Source organism: Flavobacterium sp. P21 (assembly GCF_050632225.1).
GTDB lineage: Bacteria > Bacteroidota > Bacteroidia > Flavobacteriales > Flavobacteriaceae > Flavobacterium.
Map to the genome: position 1 here is coordinate 2,571,986 of NZ_CP192585.1, position 16,079 is coordinate 2,588,064.

Annotated in this window: 16 protein-coding genes and 2 pseudogenes; 6 read left to right on the plus strand and 12 right to left on the minus strand. The window is 31.6% G+C overall.

Annotated elements, in window-relative coordinates; all coding sequences use genetic code 11:
• Positions 1-15: 15 nt before the first annotated feature.
• The 4 genes and pseudogenes from ACQ9BO_RS12760 to prmA form a co-directional block, all read right to left on the minus strand.
• Positions 16-753 carry a lysoplasmalogenase gene (locus tag ACQ9BO_RS12760; RefSeq protein ID WP_431244983.1) on the minus strand — a complete coding sequence of 246 codons (738 nt, stop codon included), beginning with the start codon at positions 751-753 and terminating at the stop codon, positions 16-18.
• Positions 750-2,033 carry a sterol desaturase family protein gene (locus ACQ9BO_RS12765; RefSeq protein WP_431244984.1) on the minus strand — a complete coding sequence of 428 codons (1,284 nt, stop codon included), beginning with the start codon at positions 2,031-2,033 and terminating at the stop codon, positions 750-752. The genes ACQ9BO_RS12760 and ACQ9BO_RS12765 overlap by 4 nt, the downstream gene beginning before the upstream one ends.
• 64 nt (positions 2,034-2,097) lie before the next feature.
• Positions 2,098-2,373, minus strand: a complete 276-nt coding sequence (locus ACQ9BO_RS12770; RefSeq protein WP_095927736.1) for an ATP-dependent Clp protease adaptor ClpS — start codon at positions 2,371-2,373, stop codon at positions 2,098-2,100.
• 35 nt (positions 2,374-2,408) lie between these two features.
• Positions 2,409-3,243, minus strand: a pseudogene (gene prmA / locus ACQ9BO_RS12775) (50S ribosomal protein L11 methyltransferase).
• A gap of 165 nt (positions 3,244-3,408) precedes the next feature.
• Between prmA and ACQ9BO_RS12780 the strand changes: the two are divergent.
• The 3 genes from ACQ9BO_RS12780 to ACQ9BO_RS12790 are packed head-to-tail and all read left to right on the plus strand — an operon-like array spanning position 3,409 to position 6,789.
• On the plus strand, positions 3,409-4,494 hold the full coding sequence (locus tag ACQ9BO_RS12780; RefSeq protein ID WP_431244985.1) for a hypothetical protein: 1,086 nt from the start codon (positions 3,409-3,411) through the stop codon (positions 4,492-4,494).
• Entirely contained in the window at positions 4,454-5,695 is a 1,242-nt protein-coding gene (locus tag ACQ9BO_RS12785; RefSeq protein WP_431244986.1) for a hypothetical protein, read from the plus strand. The genes ACQ9BO_RS12780 and ACQ9BO_RS12785 overlap by 41 nt, the downstream gene beginning before the upstream one ends.
• Positions 5,692-6,789 (plus strand): hypothetical protein, encoded by a 1,098-nt coding sequence (locus ACQ9BO_RS12790; protein WP_431244987.1) that lies wholly within the window; start codon positions 5,692-5,694, stop codon positions 6,787-6,789. Before ACQ9BO_RS12785 ends, ACQ9BO_RS12790 begins: the two co-directional genes overlap by 4 nt.
• Positions 6,790-7,039: 250 nt before the next feature.
• Here the strand turns inward: ACQ9BO_RS12790 and tpiA are convergent.
• From tpiA to ACQ9BO_RS12815, 5 genes and pseudogenes are all read right to left on the minus strand, one after another.
• Positions 7,040-7,793 (minus strand): annotated as a pseudogene (gene tpiA, locus ACQ9BO_RS12795) (triose-phosphate isomerase).
• 48 nt (positions 7,794-7,841) lie between these two features.
• Positions 7,842-8,342, minus strand: a complete 501-nt coding sequence (locus ACQ9BO_RS12800; RefSeq protein ID WP_431244988.1) for a TlpA family protein disulfide reductase — start codon at positions 8,340-8,342, stop codon at positions 7,842-7,844.
• Between the two features lie 266 nt (positions 8,343-8,608).
• Positions 8,609-9,559 (minus strand): hypothetical protein, encoded by a 951-nt coding sequence (locus ACQ9BO_RS12805; protein WP_431244989.1) that lies wholly within the window; start codon positions 9,557-9,559, stop codon positions 8,609-8,611.
• 166 nt (positions 9,560-9,725) lie between these two features.
• A complete protein-coding gene (locus ACQ9BO_RS12810) occupies positions 9,726-10,847 on the minus strand; it encodes a BT_3928 family protein (RefSeq protein ID WP_431244990.1) in 1,122 nt (373 codons plus the stop codon).
• Positions 10,848-10,935: 88 nt separating this feature from the next.
• Complete coding sequence (locus ACQ9BO_RS12815) at positions 10,936-11,475, minus strand: DUF1599 domain-containing protein (RefSeq protein ID WP_431244991.1); 540 nt, start codon at positions 11,473-11,475, stop codon at positions 10,936-10,938.
• 223 nt (positions 11,476-11,698) lie between these two features.
• Here ACQ9BO_RS12815 and folP point away from each other — a divergent pair, with 223 nt between their 5' ends.
• From folP to ACQ9BO_RS12830, 3 genes are all read left to right on the plus strand, one after another.
• Positions 11,699-12,520: a dihydropteroate synthase gene (gene folP / locus ACQ9BO_RS12820; protein ID WP_431244992.1), complete on the plus strand. Its 822-nt coding sequence runs from the start codon at positions 11,699-11,701 to the stop codon at positions 12,518-12,520.
• 23 nt (positions 12,521-12,543) lie between these two features.
• Positions 12,544-12,996 carry a hypothetical protein gene (locus tag ACQ9BO_RS12825; RefSeq protein ID WP_431244993.1) on the plus strand — a complete coding sequence of 151 codons (453 nt, stop codon included), beginning with the start codon at positions 12,544-12,546 and terminating at the stop codon, positions 12,994-12,996.
• An 89-nt stretch (positions 12,997-13,085) separates the two neighbouring features.
• Entirely contained in the window at positions 13,086-13,655 is a 570-nt protein-coding gene (locus ACQ9BO_RS12830) for a hypothetical protein (protein WP_431244994.1), read from the plus strand.
• Between the two features lie 38 nt (positions 13,656-13,693).
• Here ACQ9BO_RS12830 and rlmH read toward each other — a convergent pair whose 3' ends face one another.
• From rlmH to ACQ9BO_RS12845, 3 genes are all read right to left on the minus strand, one after another.
• Positions 13,694-14,167 (minus strand): 23S rRNA (pseudouridine(1915)-N(3))-methyltransferase RlmH, encoded by a 474-nt coding sequence (gene rlmH, locus ACQ9BO_RS12835; protein ID WP_026729408.1) that lies wholly within the window; start codon positions 14,165-14,167, stop codon positions 13,694-13,696.
• A 143-nt stretch (positions 14,168-14,310) separates the two neighbouring features.
• Positions 14,311-14,613 (minus strand): antibiotic biosynthesis monooxygenase family protein, encoded by a 303-nt coding sequence (locus ACQ9BO_RS12840; RefSeq protein ID WP_431244995.1) that lies wholly within the window; start codon positions 14,611-14,613, stop codon positions 14,311-14,313.
• Positions 14,614-14,700: 87 nt separating this feature from the next.
• Positions 14,701-16,023, minus strand: coding sequence for an adenosine deaminase (locus ACQ9BO_RS12845; protein ID WP_431244996.1), 1,323 nt, complete (start codon positions 16,021-16,023; stop codon positions 14,701-14,703).
• Positions 16,024-16,079: the final 56 nt, after the last annotated feature.

The following is a 16,079-nucleotide window of genomic DNA, read 5'->3' on the forward strand; positions in this document are numbered from 1 at the left end:
AAATGTATCGGCTTTTCATTCGCAAAAAATGATTTTGAAAATCTTTTTTGGTTTTAAATTAAATCCAAGTTGCGTCTCAATCAGCTTTTTTGGATTCACTTTCAATATACCAACAGCAATCAGATATTGTGCCACAAGATAAGTAAGCATGATAAAAAATGCACTTTTCTCAAATGGCGCATAAAATTTATTAATTGCCAATATGCTGTCCGAAACTACAAAAGAAATTGCCCCTAAAAAAACATAAATATTTCCAGGTTTCTGCCACATTAAATAACCATTAAAAGCAAATAAAAGCATAATCGAAATCACGCTTGCATACACGATTACCGGAATTTGCAAATCGCCTAAAGTAGGCAATAATACTGCGAGCATGCCAATTAAGTACAAAGCGATTGTTACGCTCCCAATTCCAAAAACGATTAAATTTCTCGAGGTTTTCTTTTTGATTTGTCTATTGAACAAAACGCAATAAATAACATGAGAAATAAGAAAAGAAACTAATCCGAGAATGAAATAAATTTCGCCTAAATCTGCAAAAAGCAGAATCACATCGCCAATCCATGAAAAGAACAAAGCAAGCAATAAAATATTTTTTGTTGGAAATGATCGACAAAAATAGACGCTAAAACTTAACAGCGGAATTAAAATTGGCTTTAAATATAAATCAAGGTTTTCATATCCTAGCAGTAAAACAATTAGATAAATTAGGCAGAAAGCGAGGTAAATTTTAAAATATGTGGCATTTCTCATAAGGCATTCATGGGGTTTATAGTTTGGGGTTGGTTGTTTTTGAAATCGACAGTCACAAAATAAATTGTAGCTAAAAAAGATAAAGTTAAATAGGTTAAAATAATAGAATTGGCTAAAGAAAAAATGGTATTAAGTCCAAACCAATCGCCGTTGAAAACGATAATTCCGATCGCAATGCTAAAACGGAATCCTTCCCAAAAAATGGCATATTTGCTTTTGTCCATTAACTCGCTGTAGCTATAGATTGTAATAAAAATAAAAAATCCATAGACAAAAATATTTGGCAGACCAATTTTAGCAATATTATCAAACAAATAACTAACAAACAATAATGTTATCAAAACTTGAGTTACCGACCAATAAATCAGCTTTTGAGAGTTTTGTGTGCCATATTTTTCAAAGTCAAATACGTTCTCAATTTTGTTTACGGGATATTTTTCTTCAAAATTCTCTGGTCTCCAGCCGGTTGGTTTAAACCAGATAGTGAATTTGTCTTTCCAGTTTTCGGCACGCCAAGCATCTTTGATAAGAAGGGTTAAATGCTGAAAGTTGATTTTTATTGGATTCCAAGTATTTGCAGGTCTTGTGATTCCAAAAACCGGCGGAACATCATCTAATTCGGCTTGAAAAGTACCGAACAATTTGTCCCAAAAAATAAAAATCTGCGAGTGGTTTTTGTCTAAATATTCAGGATTTATGGCATGATGAACACGATGATGCGAAGGTGTCACGATAATATGTTCCAAAAATCCCATTTTGTTGATGTGTTTGGTATGATACCAAAATTGCAAAAATAAATGCAACGGAAGCGTAATGGCAATTACAGAAGCAGGAACTCCTAATAGCGCCGCAGGAATCAATAAAAACGTAAACAGATTCACTAAACTTGCAATAGGCTGGCGCAATGCACAGGCCAAATTAAACTCTTCGTCGCTGTGATGAATGGCATGTTTGTTCCAAAGAAAATTGATTTGATGTGCTAATCGGTGGCTCCAATAACCATAAAAATCAATAACAAAAAAAGCTATAAAATAGGAGAGTACACTTGGTTCTAAATGCTGTAATGCAATTTTAGAAACCAGCCATTCATACGAAAGAAAAGTTACGCTAAGACCCAAAACATCTTTAACCGAATTTGTAATTCCGGAACTGATGCTCGACACACTGTCAATTAAAGGTGCAGTATCGTTTTTTTTATAAATGCCGTAGATTTTTTCAAAAATGATTAAGGCCAAAAAAACGGGCATCGCAATGATTAATATTTTTCCGTATTCTTCCATAAAAAAAACATTCTATTTTATTCAAATATAGAATAAAATAGAATGCTTTCTAAAAAATTTGCAACTAAACAATTTCGGCACTAAGGCCAGCTTCCAAAAGTTGTGTGCATTGAGGTTTAAGTTTTTCAATCGGACCTGTTTTTACAGTGCATTTTCCGTTGTAATGTACAATCAAAGAACATTGCTCTGCTTGTTCTGCAGTATGGTCGCAAACACGCATAAGAGTATCAATTACGTGATCAAAAGTATTTACATCATCATTGTAAACAATGATCTCGTTATTAAAAGCAATGGCTTCTTTTTCGCGAACTCTTTCTCTTACTTTTTCTTTAGTACTCATAGTTTTATGTTTTGTACTGAATTGATTATCAGTGTCTAATTTACGTATTTTAGAGATACCCAGTTGTTTCTCTGAAGCTTTTTAACATAAGTCAATCCTTTTTCAACACATGAAGCATCAATAAAGGGAATGTCTTCTTCGTAGAAACCGCTAAAAAGAATAATTCCTTTTGGATTTAAAGCATCAACGTACGCTTGCATATCGTTCAACAAAATATTTCTGTTGATATTGGCAATAATTAAATCGTATTTTTTACCTGCCAATAAAGCGAGCATCGCCTTCATAAACGGAGATATGTTTGCAATTATTGCGTTCAGCATTTTCGATCGAATTCAAGTAACACCAGTTATCAATATCAATAGCATCGATAGGTTCAGCGCCTTTCATTTCGGCTAAAATGGCCAAAATTGCAGTACCGCAACCCATGTCAAGTGTTTTTAAACCCTTAACATCCATTTCTAGTAAATGTTGAATCATCATGTGAGTAGTTTCATGGTGACCAGTTCCAAAACTCATTTTAGGTTCAATTACAATATCAAATTCTGCATCGGTTTTTTCGTGAAAAGGAGCGCGAACATGGCATTTTCCTTCAACATCAATTGGTTCAAAATTCTTTTCCCATTCCTCGTTCCAGTTTACTTGATCGATTTCTTCAATCGTATATTCAATTTTAAATTCTTCAGATTGTAGAATATAAATATCATCCAGAATATTTTCATCCCATAAATCCTTCTTCACAAAAGCAGAAATACCGTTTTCTGTTTCTGTAAAACTTTCAAACGCTTTTTCGCCCAATTCAGCCACTAAAATTTCAGAACCCAATTCTTTTGGCTCAATTGTAAAATGATATCCTAAATAGATGTTTGACATAAATAAAAAATTTTTGCAAAGGTAAGAATAGAAAGCAAAAGTTGTTCATAAATAAATCATATTGTTATAAATTTTAGCATTAATTTTGAAGTAGATTTTGTAAGTTTTTTAGGATATGAAAAATATTGTTTTAGTGCTACTTTTAGTTGTTTTAAGTGGTGCAAGTTGCGAAAAAGAGCACGACGTTATCCGTTCCTTTTGTTATTGGAAAACCGATATGTACTTTCAAAAGGAAGAAGATTCTTTAATAAAAAAATGGATATCAGCCACATGTATGTCCGTTTTTTTGATGTAGATTATAATCCTTATACTAAAGAATCGTTGCCAGTTGCTACGATTCAGGATATTTCATTCAATAAAAGTAATCCGGAAATTACACCTAGTGTTTTTATTACGAACGAAGTGGTTTTAAAATCAGATACCAAACAGCTGGATAGTCTTGCGGTGAGAATGGCTCGCCGAATCGAACAGATTGCTAAAAAAATGAACGATAGAAAAGCAGAAAGCAATGCCTATAATATTGTTTATCCGAAAGATTATTATAAGCAGAAAGACTTTAAAGCTCTGAATTATGATTCGGTTAAAAAAGCAGAATCTGCCAAATTAAAAGTTGATTTTAAAGAAATCCTGATTGATTGTGACTGGACCGAAAGATCGCAAAAGAATTATTTCTATTTATTAAAACAAGTTAAAAAGCAATTTCCATCTTCAAAACTTGTGGCAACAATTAGGCTTTGGCAGTATAAATATGCTACAAAAGCCGGAATACCGCCAGTTGATAAAGGCTTGCTGATGTGTTACAATATTACCAAACCAGACGATTTTCAGACTAAAAACTCTATTGGAACTAGCGAAGAATTGGCGCAATACATAACGCACAGCGATTACAAACTTAAACTAGATATTGCGTTGCCATTGTATAGTTGGGGAGTAGCTTTTAGAGGAAATCAGTTTAAAGGCATTTTATCCGATTATGATCGATTGATAAAAGATTCCATTAAGGTGAAAAAAACTTCAGAGGACAAATATGTTTTGCAAGATGATGTTTTAGTAGGACAGACGTATCTTAGAAATGGCGATGAAATTAGAATCGAGAAAATTTCAGATAATGAAATCGATAAAATGATTTCGATTATTAAAAACAAAATTCAGATTGACAATCAGACAAAAGTGACTTTTTTCTCTTTTGATAAAAAATATATAAACGATTATGGAACCGAAAATATCTCCAATTTTTATGCGCGTTTTTAGCAGTTTGCTTTTCGTTTTAAGCGTTCAGTTTTCATTTGCCTGCGGATGGAGCGTTTCGCCAGAAACCAGCCGTTTGGCTTTGTTTAGAGCACAGCGGGAAGGTTTCTTTAAATTAACGCCATTCTATTATTCGGCAGATTATTATTATGCGACCAATACTGTTTCTAGCGTAGATCAGGAAAAGAATTGTTTAGAATGGAAAAAGAAATTAGGATACAGCATTAATCCAGATGACGTTCATAAGATTTTGTATGAAACAGATTCGGAGCAATTTCAAACTGCTTTTGAAAACAAAACTTTAAAAAGTACATTTCCTAAAAACACTTTTGTAGAAGCTTTATTGTTGTCTAAAAATAAAGCCTTTTTAAATTATATTTTGCTGGCTAAAAAGTTGGAATATGGGAATGTAGAATATACAAAATGGGAATCTTGGGATCAAGTAGGAAGCAATTATAAAAACTATGATTTAGAAGATAATTTTGATTTTGAAAAGAAAATAAAATCGGCTAAAGATTCATTTTTAAAACAGCGTTATGCTTTTTTAGCGTTGCGATATTATTTTTATGCACAGCAAAAGCAAAAAGTTGCCGAATTATTTAATGACTATTTTGCTTCAGAATCAAATACAATTCTTAAACCATGGGCGTTGTATTACAATGCGTTATGTGTTGAGAATTTACCTTTGCAAAATTATTTGCTGAGTAAAGTTTTTAATTCCTGCGAAGAAAAATCATTTGCAGTGGTGCGGCATTACAATTGGAAATTGACTGTAGAAACTTTGGCTTTGGCACAAAATGATGAAGAGCGAAGCGTTATTTTGTCAATTGAAAGTCTTAGAAATCCTGCTCCGGATTTAAAATCGATTAAAGAAATTTTTGAGTTAAGTCCGAATAGCTTGTTTTTGAGTTTTTTGATTGGAAGAGAAGTAAACAAACTCGAAGATTGGATTTTTACGCCTCAATATACTAATGACGGAACGCCGTCTGTAGTTTTCAGCAGTACAGATTGGTATGAAAATTATGCTAAAACGAAAGATGAAAACTTTAATAAGGATATTTTATACTTGAGAGAATTAGAATATTTCCTGATTTCGATTCGCGAACAAACTTCTGATGCACAGAAAGATTATATTACCGCGACAATTGCTCAATTATGCTTTATTGACGATCACATTGACGAAGGAAAAAATATACTGATATGATTTCTAGTAAGGCAAATGCATCGATACAAATGCAAAAAAATATTCAGCTGGCTTTGGTTTCATTAAAACAAGATGATTTAAAGGATGAGAAAGTTCAGAATCAGCTTTATACTTATTTTAATTCTGTAGAAAATCTAGTAGAAACAGATCAGGGATTATTTAAAAACTTATACAGTTTATACCGAATTGCAAGTGATGATTTTCGTAAAAAAGGCGACATTGTTTCGGCTGGTTTGCTTTCGATGAAATCAGATATTAAAAATGATGGAGAGTATTCAGCATATAGTAATCCTTATTTCTTTAGTTATATTGGCTATTTTGATCGCAATGCATCTGTAAAAGATATGGATCTTTTAATGACTTTACAGCAAAAAAATGATAAAACTCCTTTTGAAAAATATATTTGTTCAGGCACAATTGCTCCAAATATCAATTACTACAAGGATTTAAAAGGCACAATTGCTTTTAGAAATAATGATTTGGAACTTGCTTATGAAACTTTTTCAAGCATGCCTCAGGACTTTTGGGAAAAGAATTATGAGTATAAAAATTATTTAAACGAAAATCCTTTTACGCCTAAAATTCTCCAAAATGACAAAGAACGTAAATTCGATTACCATTTCAATAAAACCGATTTTATTGCAAAATTAATTCAGCTAAAAAAACAAAATACAGCAAGCAGTAATTTGCAATTGGCTCACGCATATTTTAATGTTTCGTATTTAGGAAATTCCTGGATGATGACGTCTTATGATTGGACTTCAGGATCATCCTACACAGATTATGTTTACGGAGACAATACAGAGAACGAAAAGAAATTTCAAAACGGAAATTATTACAATTTAAAAATGGCCAAAATGTATTATGAAAAAGCGTTGAAAATGTCTAAAAACAGCAACGAAAAAGCAATGGCAAGTTTAATGATTTTTGAATGTAATTATCATGATCATTACGCGGAAATAATTACAGAGGAAGAAGAAGCTAAAAATCCTTTTAAAGCAGGAAAAGAATTGGCTAATTTTTATTCCATTTATAAAACAACACCAACGTTTAAAAAGTACAATTGTCCGCTTTTGAAATCGTTTATTAATTAAAATTTAGTCGAAAGTCGAAAGTCGAAAGTCAAAAGAGAATAAAAAAAGCGTTCGCTGTGCGAACGCTTTTTTTATAAGGGAATCTAAAATCTAAAATCTAAAATCTAAAATCTAAAATCTAAAATCTAAAATCTAAAATCTAAAATCTAAAATCTAAAATCTAAAATCTAAAATCTAAAATCTAAAATCTAAAATCTAAAATCTAAAATCTAAAATCTAAAATCTAAAATCTAAAATCTAAAATCTAAAATTAGATAGCAGTAACAATTGCTAAGAAATCATCAGCTTTTAGAGCAAGCACCTCCAATTAAACCACCGTCAACGTCTGGTTTAGAGAAAATTTCTTTAGCGTTTTCTGGTTTAACAGAACCACCGTATAAAATAGAAACTTCATCAGCGATATCAGCTCCAAAAGCTTTGCGGATAGTTTCTCTGATAAATTCGTGCATTTCTTGTGCTTGCTCAGGCGAAGCAGTTTCTCCAGTTCCGATAGCCCAAACTGGCTCATAAGCTAAAACAACTTTAGACCAAGATTCTTTTGCAATATGGAAAACTCCGTCACGCAATTGGTTCTCCACAATGTTGAAGTGATTTCCTGATTGACGGTCTTTTAATTCTTCTCCAAAACAGAAAATTACTGTCATATCATGTTTCAAAGCAGTATCAACTTTGTTTGCGATTAATGCATCAGTTTCGTGGAAAATAGCTCTGCGCTCAGAGTGACCTAAAATTACTGTATTAACGCCAATGCTTGTCAACATATCTGCAGAAATTTCTCCTGTAAAAGCTCCGCCTTCAGCTTGGTGAACGTTTTGAGCAGAAACACCAATAGTTGTATTTTTTAATTTTGTAGCATGTACCTGTAAGTTAACAAAAGTTGGCGCTACAATTACTTGTGCATTAGTTTTTGCTGGAATTTTAGCAATTAATTCGTTCAATAATTCTTCAGTCTGTGCGGCATTTTTATGCATTTTCCAGTTTCCTGCAACAATCGATTTTCTCATTTTGGTAGTTTTTATTATTCTTTTAATTTTTTGTTTTTAAAGTAATTATTAAGCTTGTTTTAAACTTTTTAAAGCTTCGTTGATTTTGTCAAAATCAGTTTCGATAGCGCGATAAAGCACAATTTTTCCTGTTTTGTCAACGATGATGTAACGTGGAATCCAATCTAAGTCGATCGCTTTTCCGAATAAGCCTTTCATACCGTCGTTCATCATGTAATGATCACCTTTTAATTCATGTTTTTCGATTCCGGCTTTCCATTTATCCGCTGTTTTATCCGCTGAAATGAATAAATAAGATACATCTGGATTATTGGCTTGTAATTCTTTTACTTTTGGCATTGCTTTTACGCAGTCGCCACACCATGAAGCCCAAACTTCGATAACTAAAGTTTTTCCTTTGTATTTTTTTAAAATTTTCTCGAAGGCAACTTGTTTTTCATTTGAAGCTAATAATTTTTCAGATAAGGCTTCTTTTGAAAATTCTTTTTTCTGAGCCTGAGTGCATGAAAAAGTAATAAACGCAATAAAGACTAGGGCTAATTGTTTCATATTATATTTAAATTATTTTTTATTAAGTACTGAATTCACAAAGTTAAACAAACAAATTGAATGCCAATTGTTCATTAACAAAATTTGAAGAATCGTTTATTTTATAACAAAATGTGAAATTTGGGTTAAAAAAAGTAAAATGAAATCGTAATAGTAGAGCCAAAATTCCGATTAATTTTTAATTGCAATTTTTATAAAATAAAAAATGAGTCAGAATTTTAATTTTATAGCGGAATTTCAAAGCAAAAAAACGTCAGATTTCCAGTTTATTTTTTCTTTTTCAGAAAATGATTATACGTCATTAATAGAAATGGAAATATCACAAAAGTTAACCAGATTATAAATTGTCTCGGAACTATTTTATAATAATAATTTAAAAAGAAAATAGTGCCAACAAAAAGAAGACAAAACTTGGAGTCTGATTTACTTACTTGTGTATCTGAATATCTATCGATGTGTTGAGTTTTTAGTTCTCTTACTGCATCAGAATATTTTGTAAAGAAGAATATTTTCCAGCTTAGCAGAAAACCCATAAGCATCATAAAATTCTGAATCATGTAAATACTTGAAACACCTAAAAGAAAATATTGAATTGCAATGTAAGTTCCTTGTATTAATTCATTAGTGCTTACAGCGTTTCCGTAATAAAAAAATCCATGTAAATTATCGATAGCGAAAAAAAACATAATTATGGAACTCCAGATGCTCAAGATTAGTTTTTTAGTATCTGATAAATAAGCTTTGCTAAAAGCGTTATATAGAGAAAATATGGAAAGTGAAATTACAATAATCATAAATGTTCGTAAAATGATATTATCAAATCTTACCAAACCATTATCTATAACCCAGTAAATCATGGATATCGAAAGAATTAAAGTTATGCCTTCTGTCAATTGGGGAACAATTCGTTTCTTGTTAAATAGTAACGAAAAGACAACATATAAAATAAAGAAAACAATAGGCCAAGCTAAAATACTTAGATTTAAAATTTGCGTCAAATCAAATTCTGAATTAGGCGAGATGTAATATAAATAAAGACCTAAGCCAAAAGTAGAAATAAAAGAAATAATAGTTATTACAGCGACTGTTGTCCATGCTTTTGTGATTCTTTTGCTTTCAAAAATAATACCTGAGATTAATGCTAGGATATGAAGAGGAATCAAATGTACACCATCAGTTTCGTAAAAATTAGAATCACAAATGACATAAAGAATCACAAAGAATATAAATAAAAAAAGTAAAGAATTTTAGAAAACTTGGTAGTTGATTCATTTTTTGGCCTTGAAAACATATTTCTTTTTGGTTAATTGTTTATTCAAAAAAAACGCCAATAAATCTAAAAAAGAGAAATATTGGCGTTTAGTAAATTATTTGTTTAGGCTTTTAAATACCGTAAGCAACATCAGATAATTTCAAATCATCAACGTCGTTGTAATGTACTTTTTGAATAATAGTTCCTTTATGCAATACCACAATGCTCGGGTTTGCTCTTTCAACGGTTTTTAAAGCTGTTGCATCGCAGAAATAAAAATCAACATTTAAGCCATATTGTTTTTTTGCTTTTGCAATTTCTTCTGGTCCAGAAGCCGTCATTCCAATTACTTTATAGCCTTTTGCTTTTGCATCCTGATTTACTTTTTCTAATTTTTTCATTCCTTCAGGATTCGATAAAGCCAAATCATAAGTCACAAAAATTACTAATTTAGGCTCTTGCAATAATTCTGCTTTATAATCAGAATCGTCTTTTGTCATCGTGAAATCATGAATTGGCGGAATATATCCTTCTGTAATCACTTTGTCTTTACGATCGACAAAAGTGGCACCTTGCGGAATATTCATCAAATCTTTTTCTGTAAATTCTTTATCAACGCCGTTTACTTTGTAAATGAAAATCATTTCAACAACCGATTTTGGAGCACCTTCCGGAATTTCCATTCCTTTCTCGATGTTTGTCCCCACTTTATACGGACGGAAATCTTTTATCGGATTGTGGTTTAAAACCCAAACAGCCATAAATACACAAAGAATGATGCTGATTAATACAAGAATATTAGTAACCATTTTTGAAAATAATGGTTTTACTAATTTCTTATTGATAAATAAAATCAAGATGAAGAAAAGTAAAACAACATCTTTCGTGAATGACTGCCAAGGCGTTAAGTGTAAGGCATCTCCGAAACAACCACAATCTTTTACTACGTCAAAATAAGCCGAGTAGAAGGTAAGGAAGGTAAAGAAAACGATCAATAATAATAAAGCCCAAATCGTCAATTTTGATTTATATCCAACCAAAAGCATTACACCCAAGACTACTTCTAAAATCACTAAAAAGATTGCTAAACCTAATGCCAAAGGTTCTAAAAATGGCATATTGAAAACAGGTTCGCTAAAGTATTCAGCTAGTTTATAAGAGAAACCAACGGGATCATTCAGTTTGATTAATCCTGAAATGATAAATAATACACCGACAAATAATCGGGAAAATTGGGTAATGATGTTTTTCATGGGAATATATTTGGGATTTTTTTGCCACGAATTGCACGAATTTTCACGAATTAATTTGTGAAAATTCGTGCAATTCGTGGCGAACTATTTATTTTATAGGATTTAAAATCAGTGCAAAAACAGAATAATTAATCATATCCTGATAATTAGCATCAATTCCTTCAGAAACTAAAGTTTTTCCTTTATTATCTTCAATTTGCTTAACGCGAAGCAGTTTCTGCAAAATCAAATCGGTCAAAGAGCTTACGCGCATATCACGCCAAGCCTCACCGTAATCGTGATTTTTTGCTTCCATTAAATCTTTGGTAAGCTTTACTTTAGCATCATACAATTCGGTTGCTTTTTCAACGTCAAGATCAGGCTGATCCACAACGCCAAGCTCTAACTGAATCAAAGCCATAATCGAATAATTGATAATTCCGATGAATTCTCCTTTTTCATCTTCATCAACCTTGCGAACATCGTTTTCTTGTAAACTTCTGATTCTTTGCGCTTTTATGAAAATTTGGTCAGTCAATGATGGAAGTCTTAAAATTCTCCATGCACTGCCGTAATCTTTCATTTTATTGATAAACAAAGTACGACAGATCGTAATTACATTATCAAACTCTTGGGAAGTATTCTTCATTTATATGCTGTATATTTGCTTAAATTTTTTCAAAAATAAGGATAATTTTTTTAGAGTTTCAAGTTTCAGGTTTTCTTTGTTTCAAGTTTTTTCTAAACAAAGTGTTAACGGGGATAACTTGAAACCGGAAAATGTTTCAAGTTTCAGGTTTCACGTTTCAAGTTTTCGAACTTGCGCAATCTGCATCAACTTGAAACTTGAAACAAATAAAACTTGAAACAAAATGTTGATTAACTGCAAAGGCGAACTTATAGATTTATCGATTCCTAAAGTAATGGGAATTTTAAACGTTACGCCAAATTCTTTCTTTGACGGAGGAAAATACAAAAACGAAGACGAAATTATTTCACAAGTCGATAAAATGCTTTCAGAAGGAGCAACGTTTATCGATATTGGTGCATATTCCAGCAAGCCAAGTGCCGAATTTGTTTCGGAACAAGAAGAAATCGATAGAATTGTTCCTGCAATTGAATTGATTTTGAAACATTTTCCAAAAACGTTATTATCAATCGACACTTTTAGAGCCGAAGTTGCAAAAGCGAGTATTGAAAGTGGCTCAGCGATTATAAACGATATTGCGGCGGGAGAATTAGACAAAAAAATGTTTGAGGTAATTGCGCATTATAACGTTCCCTATATTATGATGCATATGCGTGGAAATCCGCAAACGATGCAGAGTTTGACACAGTATGATGATATCGTTAAAGAAATGCTTTTTTATTTCTCAGAAAAAGTAAAAAAGGCAAGAAGTCTCGGAATCAACGATTTGATTTTAGACCCTGGCTTTGGTTTTGCCAAAACAACCGATCAGAATTATGAAGTCATGCAAAAAATGGAGCTTTTTAATTTATTAGAATTGCCAGTTTTAGCAGGGATTTCAAGAAAATCGATGATATATAAAACACTTGACATTACACCGCAAGAAGCTTTAAACGGAACAACTTTTCTGAATACGATTGCTTTAATGAAAGGCGCAAAAATTCTTCGTGTTCACGATGTGAAAGAAGCGGTGGAATGTGTTACTTTGTTTAGTAAGTTTAATTAATCGAGTTTATTTTATTGATGATTATGGAAAAACCAAACATTATAAATACTCTAAACATACTGCAAAAAGTTGAAATAGGAGAAAGTACAGCTATTTTATTCTATTTTGGAGATATACCTATTTGGACAAAAAATGAATTTGTGCAGGAAATAGGTGATCCTATAGATTTTTATGAAGTATTTGAAATAAATTTCAATTTAAATCATGGAGATGCAGTTAGTTTATTTTGGAAAATTCGCAGATATGTTGGTGAAAAATTCCTCATAGCTTTTGATAAAAATAAAATGAATATCTGGAAGGGGGAGATATATGAAGATGAAGAAGAATGGAGTCTTTTTGATGATATAGATGATGAGATTTTAATTTTGAATTATTCAAAGTATAACGTTCCAAAAACTGTCCAGGATTGGAAAAATGATTATATGAAATTAGAAAAGAGATATTATTCATTATTACAAGAAAAAATACAGAGCTGAATAATTTTTAAAAATACTATTAATGATATGAAATACATTGTCTTAGCCATAATTTGTCTTCTATTTTCCTGTGGAGAAAAAAAGATGTTTTGCTCCCAAAATCAAATGTTACAATTGTAAAAGACGTACAAGATCATTCTCCAATTTATATCTTCTTTAAAACAGAAGGAAAAGACACAATTGCTGATGTCAATCGAAAAAATAGCATCATTTCAACCAATTGGATTTTTAATATTGACAAGCGTCTTCCTTTAAAATTGGTAATTCCTGAGGTAATGAAATTGCAGGAAAAGAAACGCGAAGATAGTGCGCATAAAAATGAAAATGCTCAAAATTATTATTCTTATGCAGATTCGATTGGAAAGAATTTAGCTTTTTTGCCTTTTACTAAAGTGCTTTATAAAATGGAAAAACCAAAGTTTGGAGTTGAAGTGTATTTCAAAAAAGATAATTCAATTTTAGTAGAGGGAATTTTGGTTAAAAGAGAAGAATTACAGAGTTATTTGAATCACATGATTCATGATAAGCCTCTTAAGTATATGTTTTGTTTTAATAAAAATATAAGCTACGACGCTTATATAAAAAACAAGATTTTTATCGGAACTTTAAAATTTCAAGTTCCTTTAATTAATTTGACTGATGAAGAATTCATCTTCTAAAACCTGAAACCTGAAACAAACAAAACTTGAAACAAAAACTATTGATGATGATAAGGCTCATTTCGTAAAATCGTAAATCCGCGGTATAATTGTTCGATAAAAAATAAACGAACCATTTGATGTGAAAACGTCATTAGCGAAAGCGAAACTTTTCCTTGTGCTTTTTTATAAACTGTTTCAGAAAAACCATAAGGACCACCGATAACAAAAACCAACGTTTTTACACCGGAATTCATTTTCTTTTGCAATTCTTCTGAAAAACCTACGCTCGAAAAGTTTTTTCCGTTTTCATCCAATAAAATCAATTGATCAGTTGCGGAAAGTTTTGATAGAATCAATTCGCCTTCTTTTTCCTTTTGCTGACTTTCAGATAAGTTTTTTACGTTTTTGATGTCGGGAATAATCTCCAAATCAAATTTGATGTAAAACGACAAACGTTTGGTATAATCGTCAATCAGAGTCTGAAGCGATTTATTGTCTGTTTTGCCTATTGCGATTAACTTGATGTTCATTTGTAAAGTTTTTTTGCCACGAATTGCACAAATTAGCACGAATTTATTTTTATTTTTTTGCCACAGATTTGACAGATTAACACAGATTAAATTATTTAAACTGAATAAAAATCCTTTTAATCTGTGAAATCTGTGGCAAAAAACTATTTTTTATTTTCAAAAACGGTTTCAAAATGCTCTACAACTGGAAACGGTTCGTAATAATGGTGCAGAATCTTTTTCCATTCCAAATACGCTTCTGAGGTTCTGAAACCTACTGTGTGATCTTCAAGTGTATTCCAGTCTACCAATAAAAGATATTTGTTTTCGACTTCCAGACATTTCTCTAGACGATGTCCTAAATAACCGTCTATTGATGAAATGTATTGGCTTGCTTTCGCAAAATCAGCTTCAAATTGATTCGCTAATTCTGGTTTTACATATAGAAATGCCGCTTCTAGAATCATATTTAAATGAATTTTATCTGCTTGATCTGCTTGATCTGCGGGAGAAAAATATACTCTCGCAGATTTAGCAGATTTGGCTGATTTTTATTAGTTTTTAGTGAATTTCGCTTCAAAAGCTTTAAAACGATTATCAAGATCTTTAATCAATTGTTTTTTAACTGATTCGTCTTGGATAAAACTGTAATTAATGCCGTTGTAAACGTATTTTTTTATTGTTGAATATGAAACGTCCTGATATCTTTTTGCTAATAAAACATATTGCTCTGTCATATTGCTTCTTAAAATTCCCGCATCATCTGTACTGATTACAATTGGAACATTAAATTCTTTGTAAAGTGTAAACGGATGCCTGTTATCTTTTACTTTCAAAATGAACTCGTTGCTCGCTAAATTAATCTCAATCGGAATATTATTTTTTGACATATATTTCAACAAATCGTATGAATTTGCCTCGTATGCAATGTCAACTCCGTGTCCAATTCTGTTTGCTCCGGCAACATAAATCGCATCGTTAATATGCCAAGTCAATTCTTCTGGCTGAACCAAACCTAAAGTCAATTCGCCTGCGTGAAGCGTGTATTTTACATTCGGAAATTTATCGTGACAGTATTTAAACATCACCATGTGAAGCCAATAGTCTTTCATTGAATTTTCGCCATGTTCTGGAGAAACGATATTTACACCGGCTGTCAATTTGCTTTCGCTTGACGAAATAAAGGCAATCACCAAATTTTTGAATAAATCAACCGGTTCCATAAAACGAAGCACAAAGTTCTGATAACGCATTGTGAATTTTTCGTCATCAATTTTTAATTCTTTATGAAGTTTTGCCAAGAAATTGTTGTTGAAATCTTCGGCATATTTTTTAGCCTCTTTTTTCTGAAGTGATTTATACAATTCGTCCAAAAGTTTTAAAACTGCTTTTTCATCTTTTTGAGCAGAAGCCTGACGTAATTTTGTATTGAAATCAGCTAAATCAGAAACATTCATATCACAAGGAATTGTCGATAATTGTGTTTCGATATAACTTACATTTTCGGCAATTGCACGTTTTTTAAGTTCAAGCATTCCTTCTGCAAAATGACCTGCGATTGTTGGTTCAAATTTCATAAACGAATCAAAAAACTGATCGTCAGAAGGAACAGAACCATTATAATCTTTGATTGACCAAGTCTGCATGATTTGCTGTTTGTAGTAATCTAGCTTTTCATGCTCTAATTTTTTTGGATCTGCTTTTTCTTCTTCAATTATAGTAGAGAACTTCTTCCAATTTCCTTTTTCAGGTTTGGTTTTCGAAACTGCCATAGTTTCTACATTCAAATAAAAGTCTTCAGCAATGGCTCTTTCTAAAAGCGGTTCGGCGTAAATTGATCCTGAAAAATGGTGGTGTAAATCGCCTCCTTTAGGCATTTGTTGAAAAAAGCGGTTAAGAGCGCTTCATTATTTCTGATTTTTTCTAAATAACT

Excerpts from the sequence above, each read along its gene's own strand:
- ACQ9BO_RS12765 (WP_431244984.1), bottom strand. The coding sequence starts at position 2,033 with ATGGAAGAATACGGAAAAATATTAATCATTGCGATGCCCGTTTTTTTG.
- ACQ9BO_RS12760 (WP_431244983.1), bottom strand. The coding sequence starts at position 753 with ATGAGAAATGCCACATATTTTAAAATTTACCTCGCTTTCTGCCTAATT.
- ACQ9BO_RS12810 (WP_431244990.1), bottom strand. The coding sequence starts at position 10,847 with ATGAAAAACATCATTACCCAATTTTCCCGATTATTTGTCGGTGTATTA.
- ACQ9BO_RS12815 (WP_431244991.1), bottom strand. The coding sequence starts at position 11,475 with ATGAAGAATACTTCCCAAGAGTTTGATAATGTAATTACGATCTGTCGT.
- rlmH (WP_026729408.1), bottom strand. The coding sequence starts at position 14,167 with ATGAACATCAAGTTAATCGCAATAGGCAAAACAGACAATAAATCGCTT.
- ACQ9BO_RS12785 (WP_431244986.1), top strand. The coding sequence starts at position 4,454 with ATGGAACCGAAAATATCTCCAATTTTTATGCGCGTTTTTAGCAGTTTG.
- ACQ9BO_RS12825 (WP_431244993.1), top strand. The coding sequence starts at position 12,544 with ATGGAAAAACCAAACATTATAAATACTCTAAACATACTGCAAAAAGTT.
- ACQ9BO_RS12840 (WP_431244995.1), bottom strand. The coding sequence starts at position 14,613 with ATGATTCTAGAAGCGGCATTTCTATATGTAAAACCAGAATTAGCGAAT.
- ACQ9BO_RS12770 (WP_095927736.1), bottom strand. The coding sequence starts at position 2,373 with ATGAGTACTAAAGAAAAAGTAAGAGAAAGAGTTCGCGAAAAAGAAGCC.
- ACQ9BO_RS12790 (WP_431244987.1), top strand. The coding sequence starts at position 5,692 with ATGATTTCTAGTAAGGCAAATGCATCGATACAAATGCAAAAAAATATT.
- folP (WP_431244992.1), top strand. The coding sequence starts at position 11,699 with ATGTTGATTAACTGCAAAGGCGAACTTATAGATTTATCGATTCCTAAA.
- ACQ9BO_RS12800 (WP_431244988.1), bottom strand. The coding sequence starts at position 8,342 with ATGAAACAATTAGCCCTAGTCTTTATTGCGTTTATTACTTTTTCATGC.
- ACQ9BO_RS12845 (WP_431244996.1), bottom strand. The coding sequence starts at position 16,023 with ATGCCTAAAGGAGGCGATTTACACCACCATTTTTCAGGATCAATTTAC.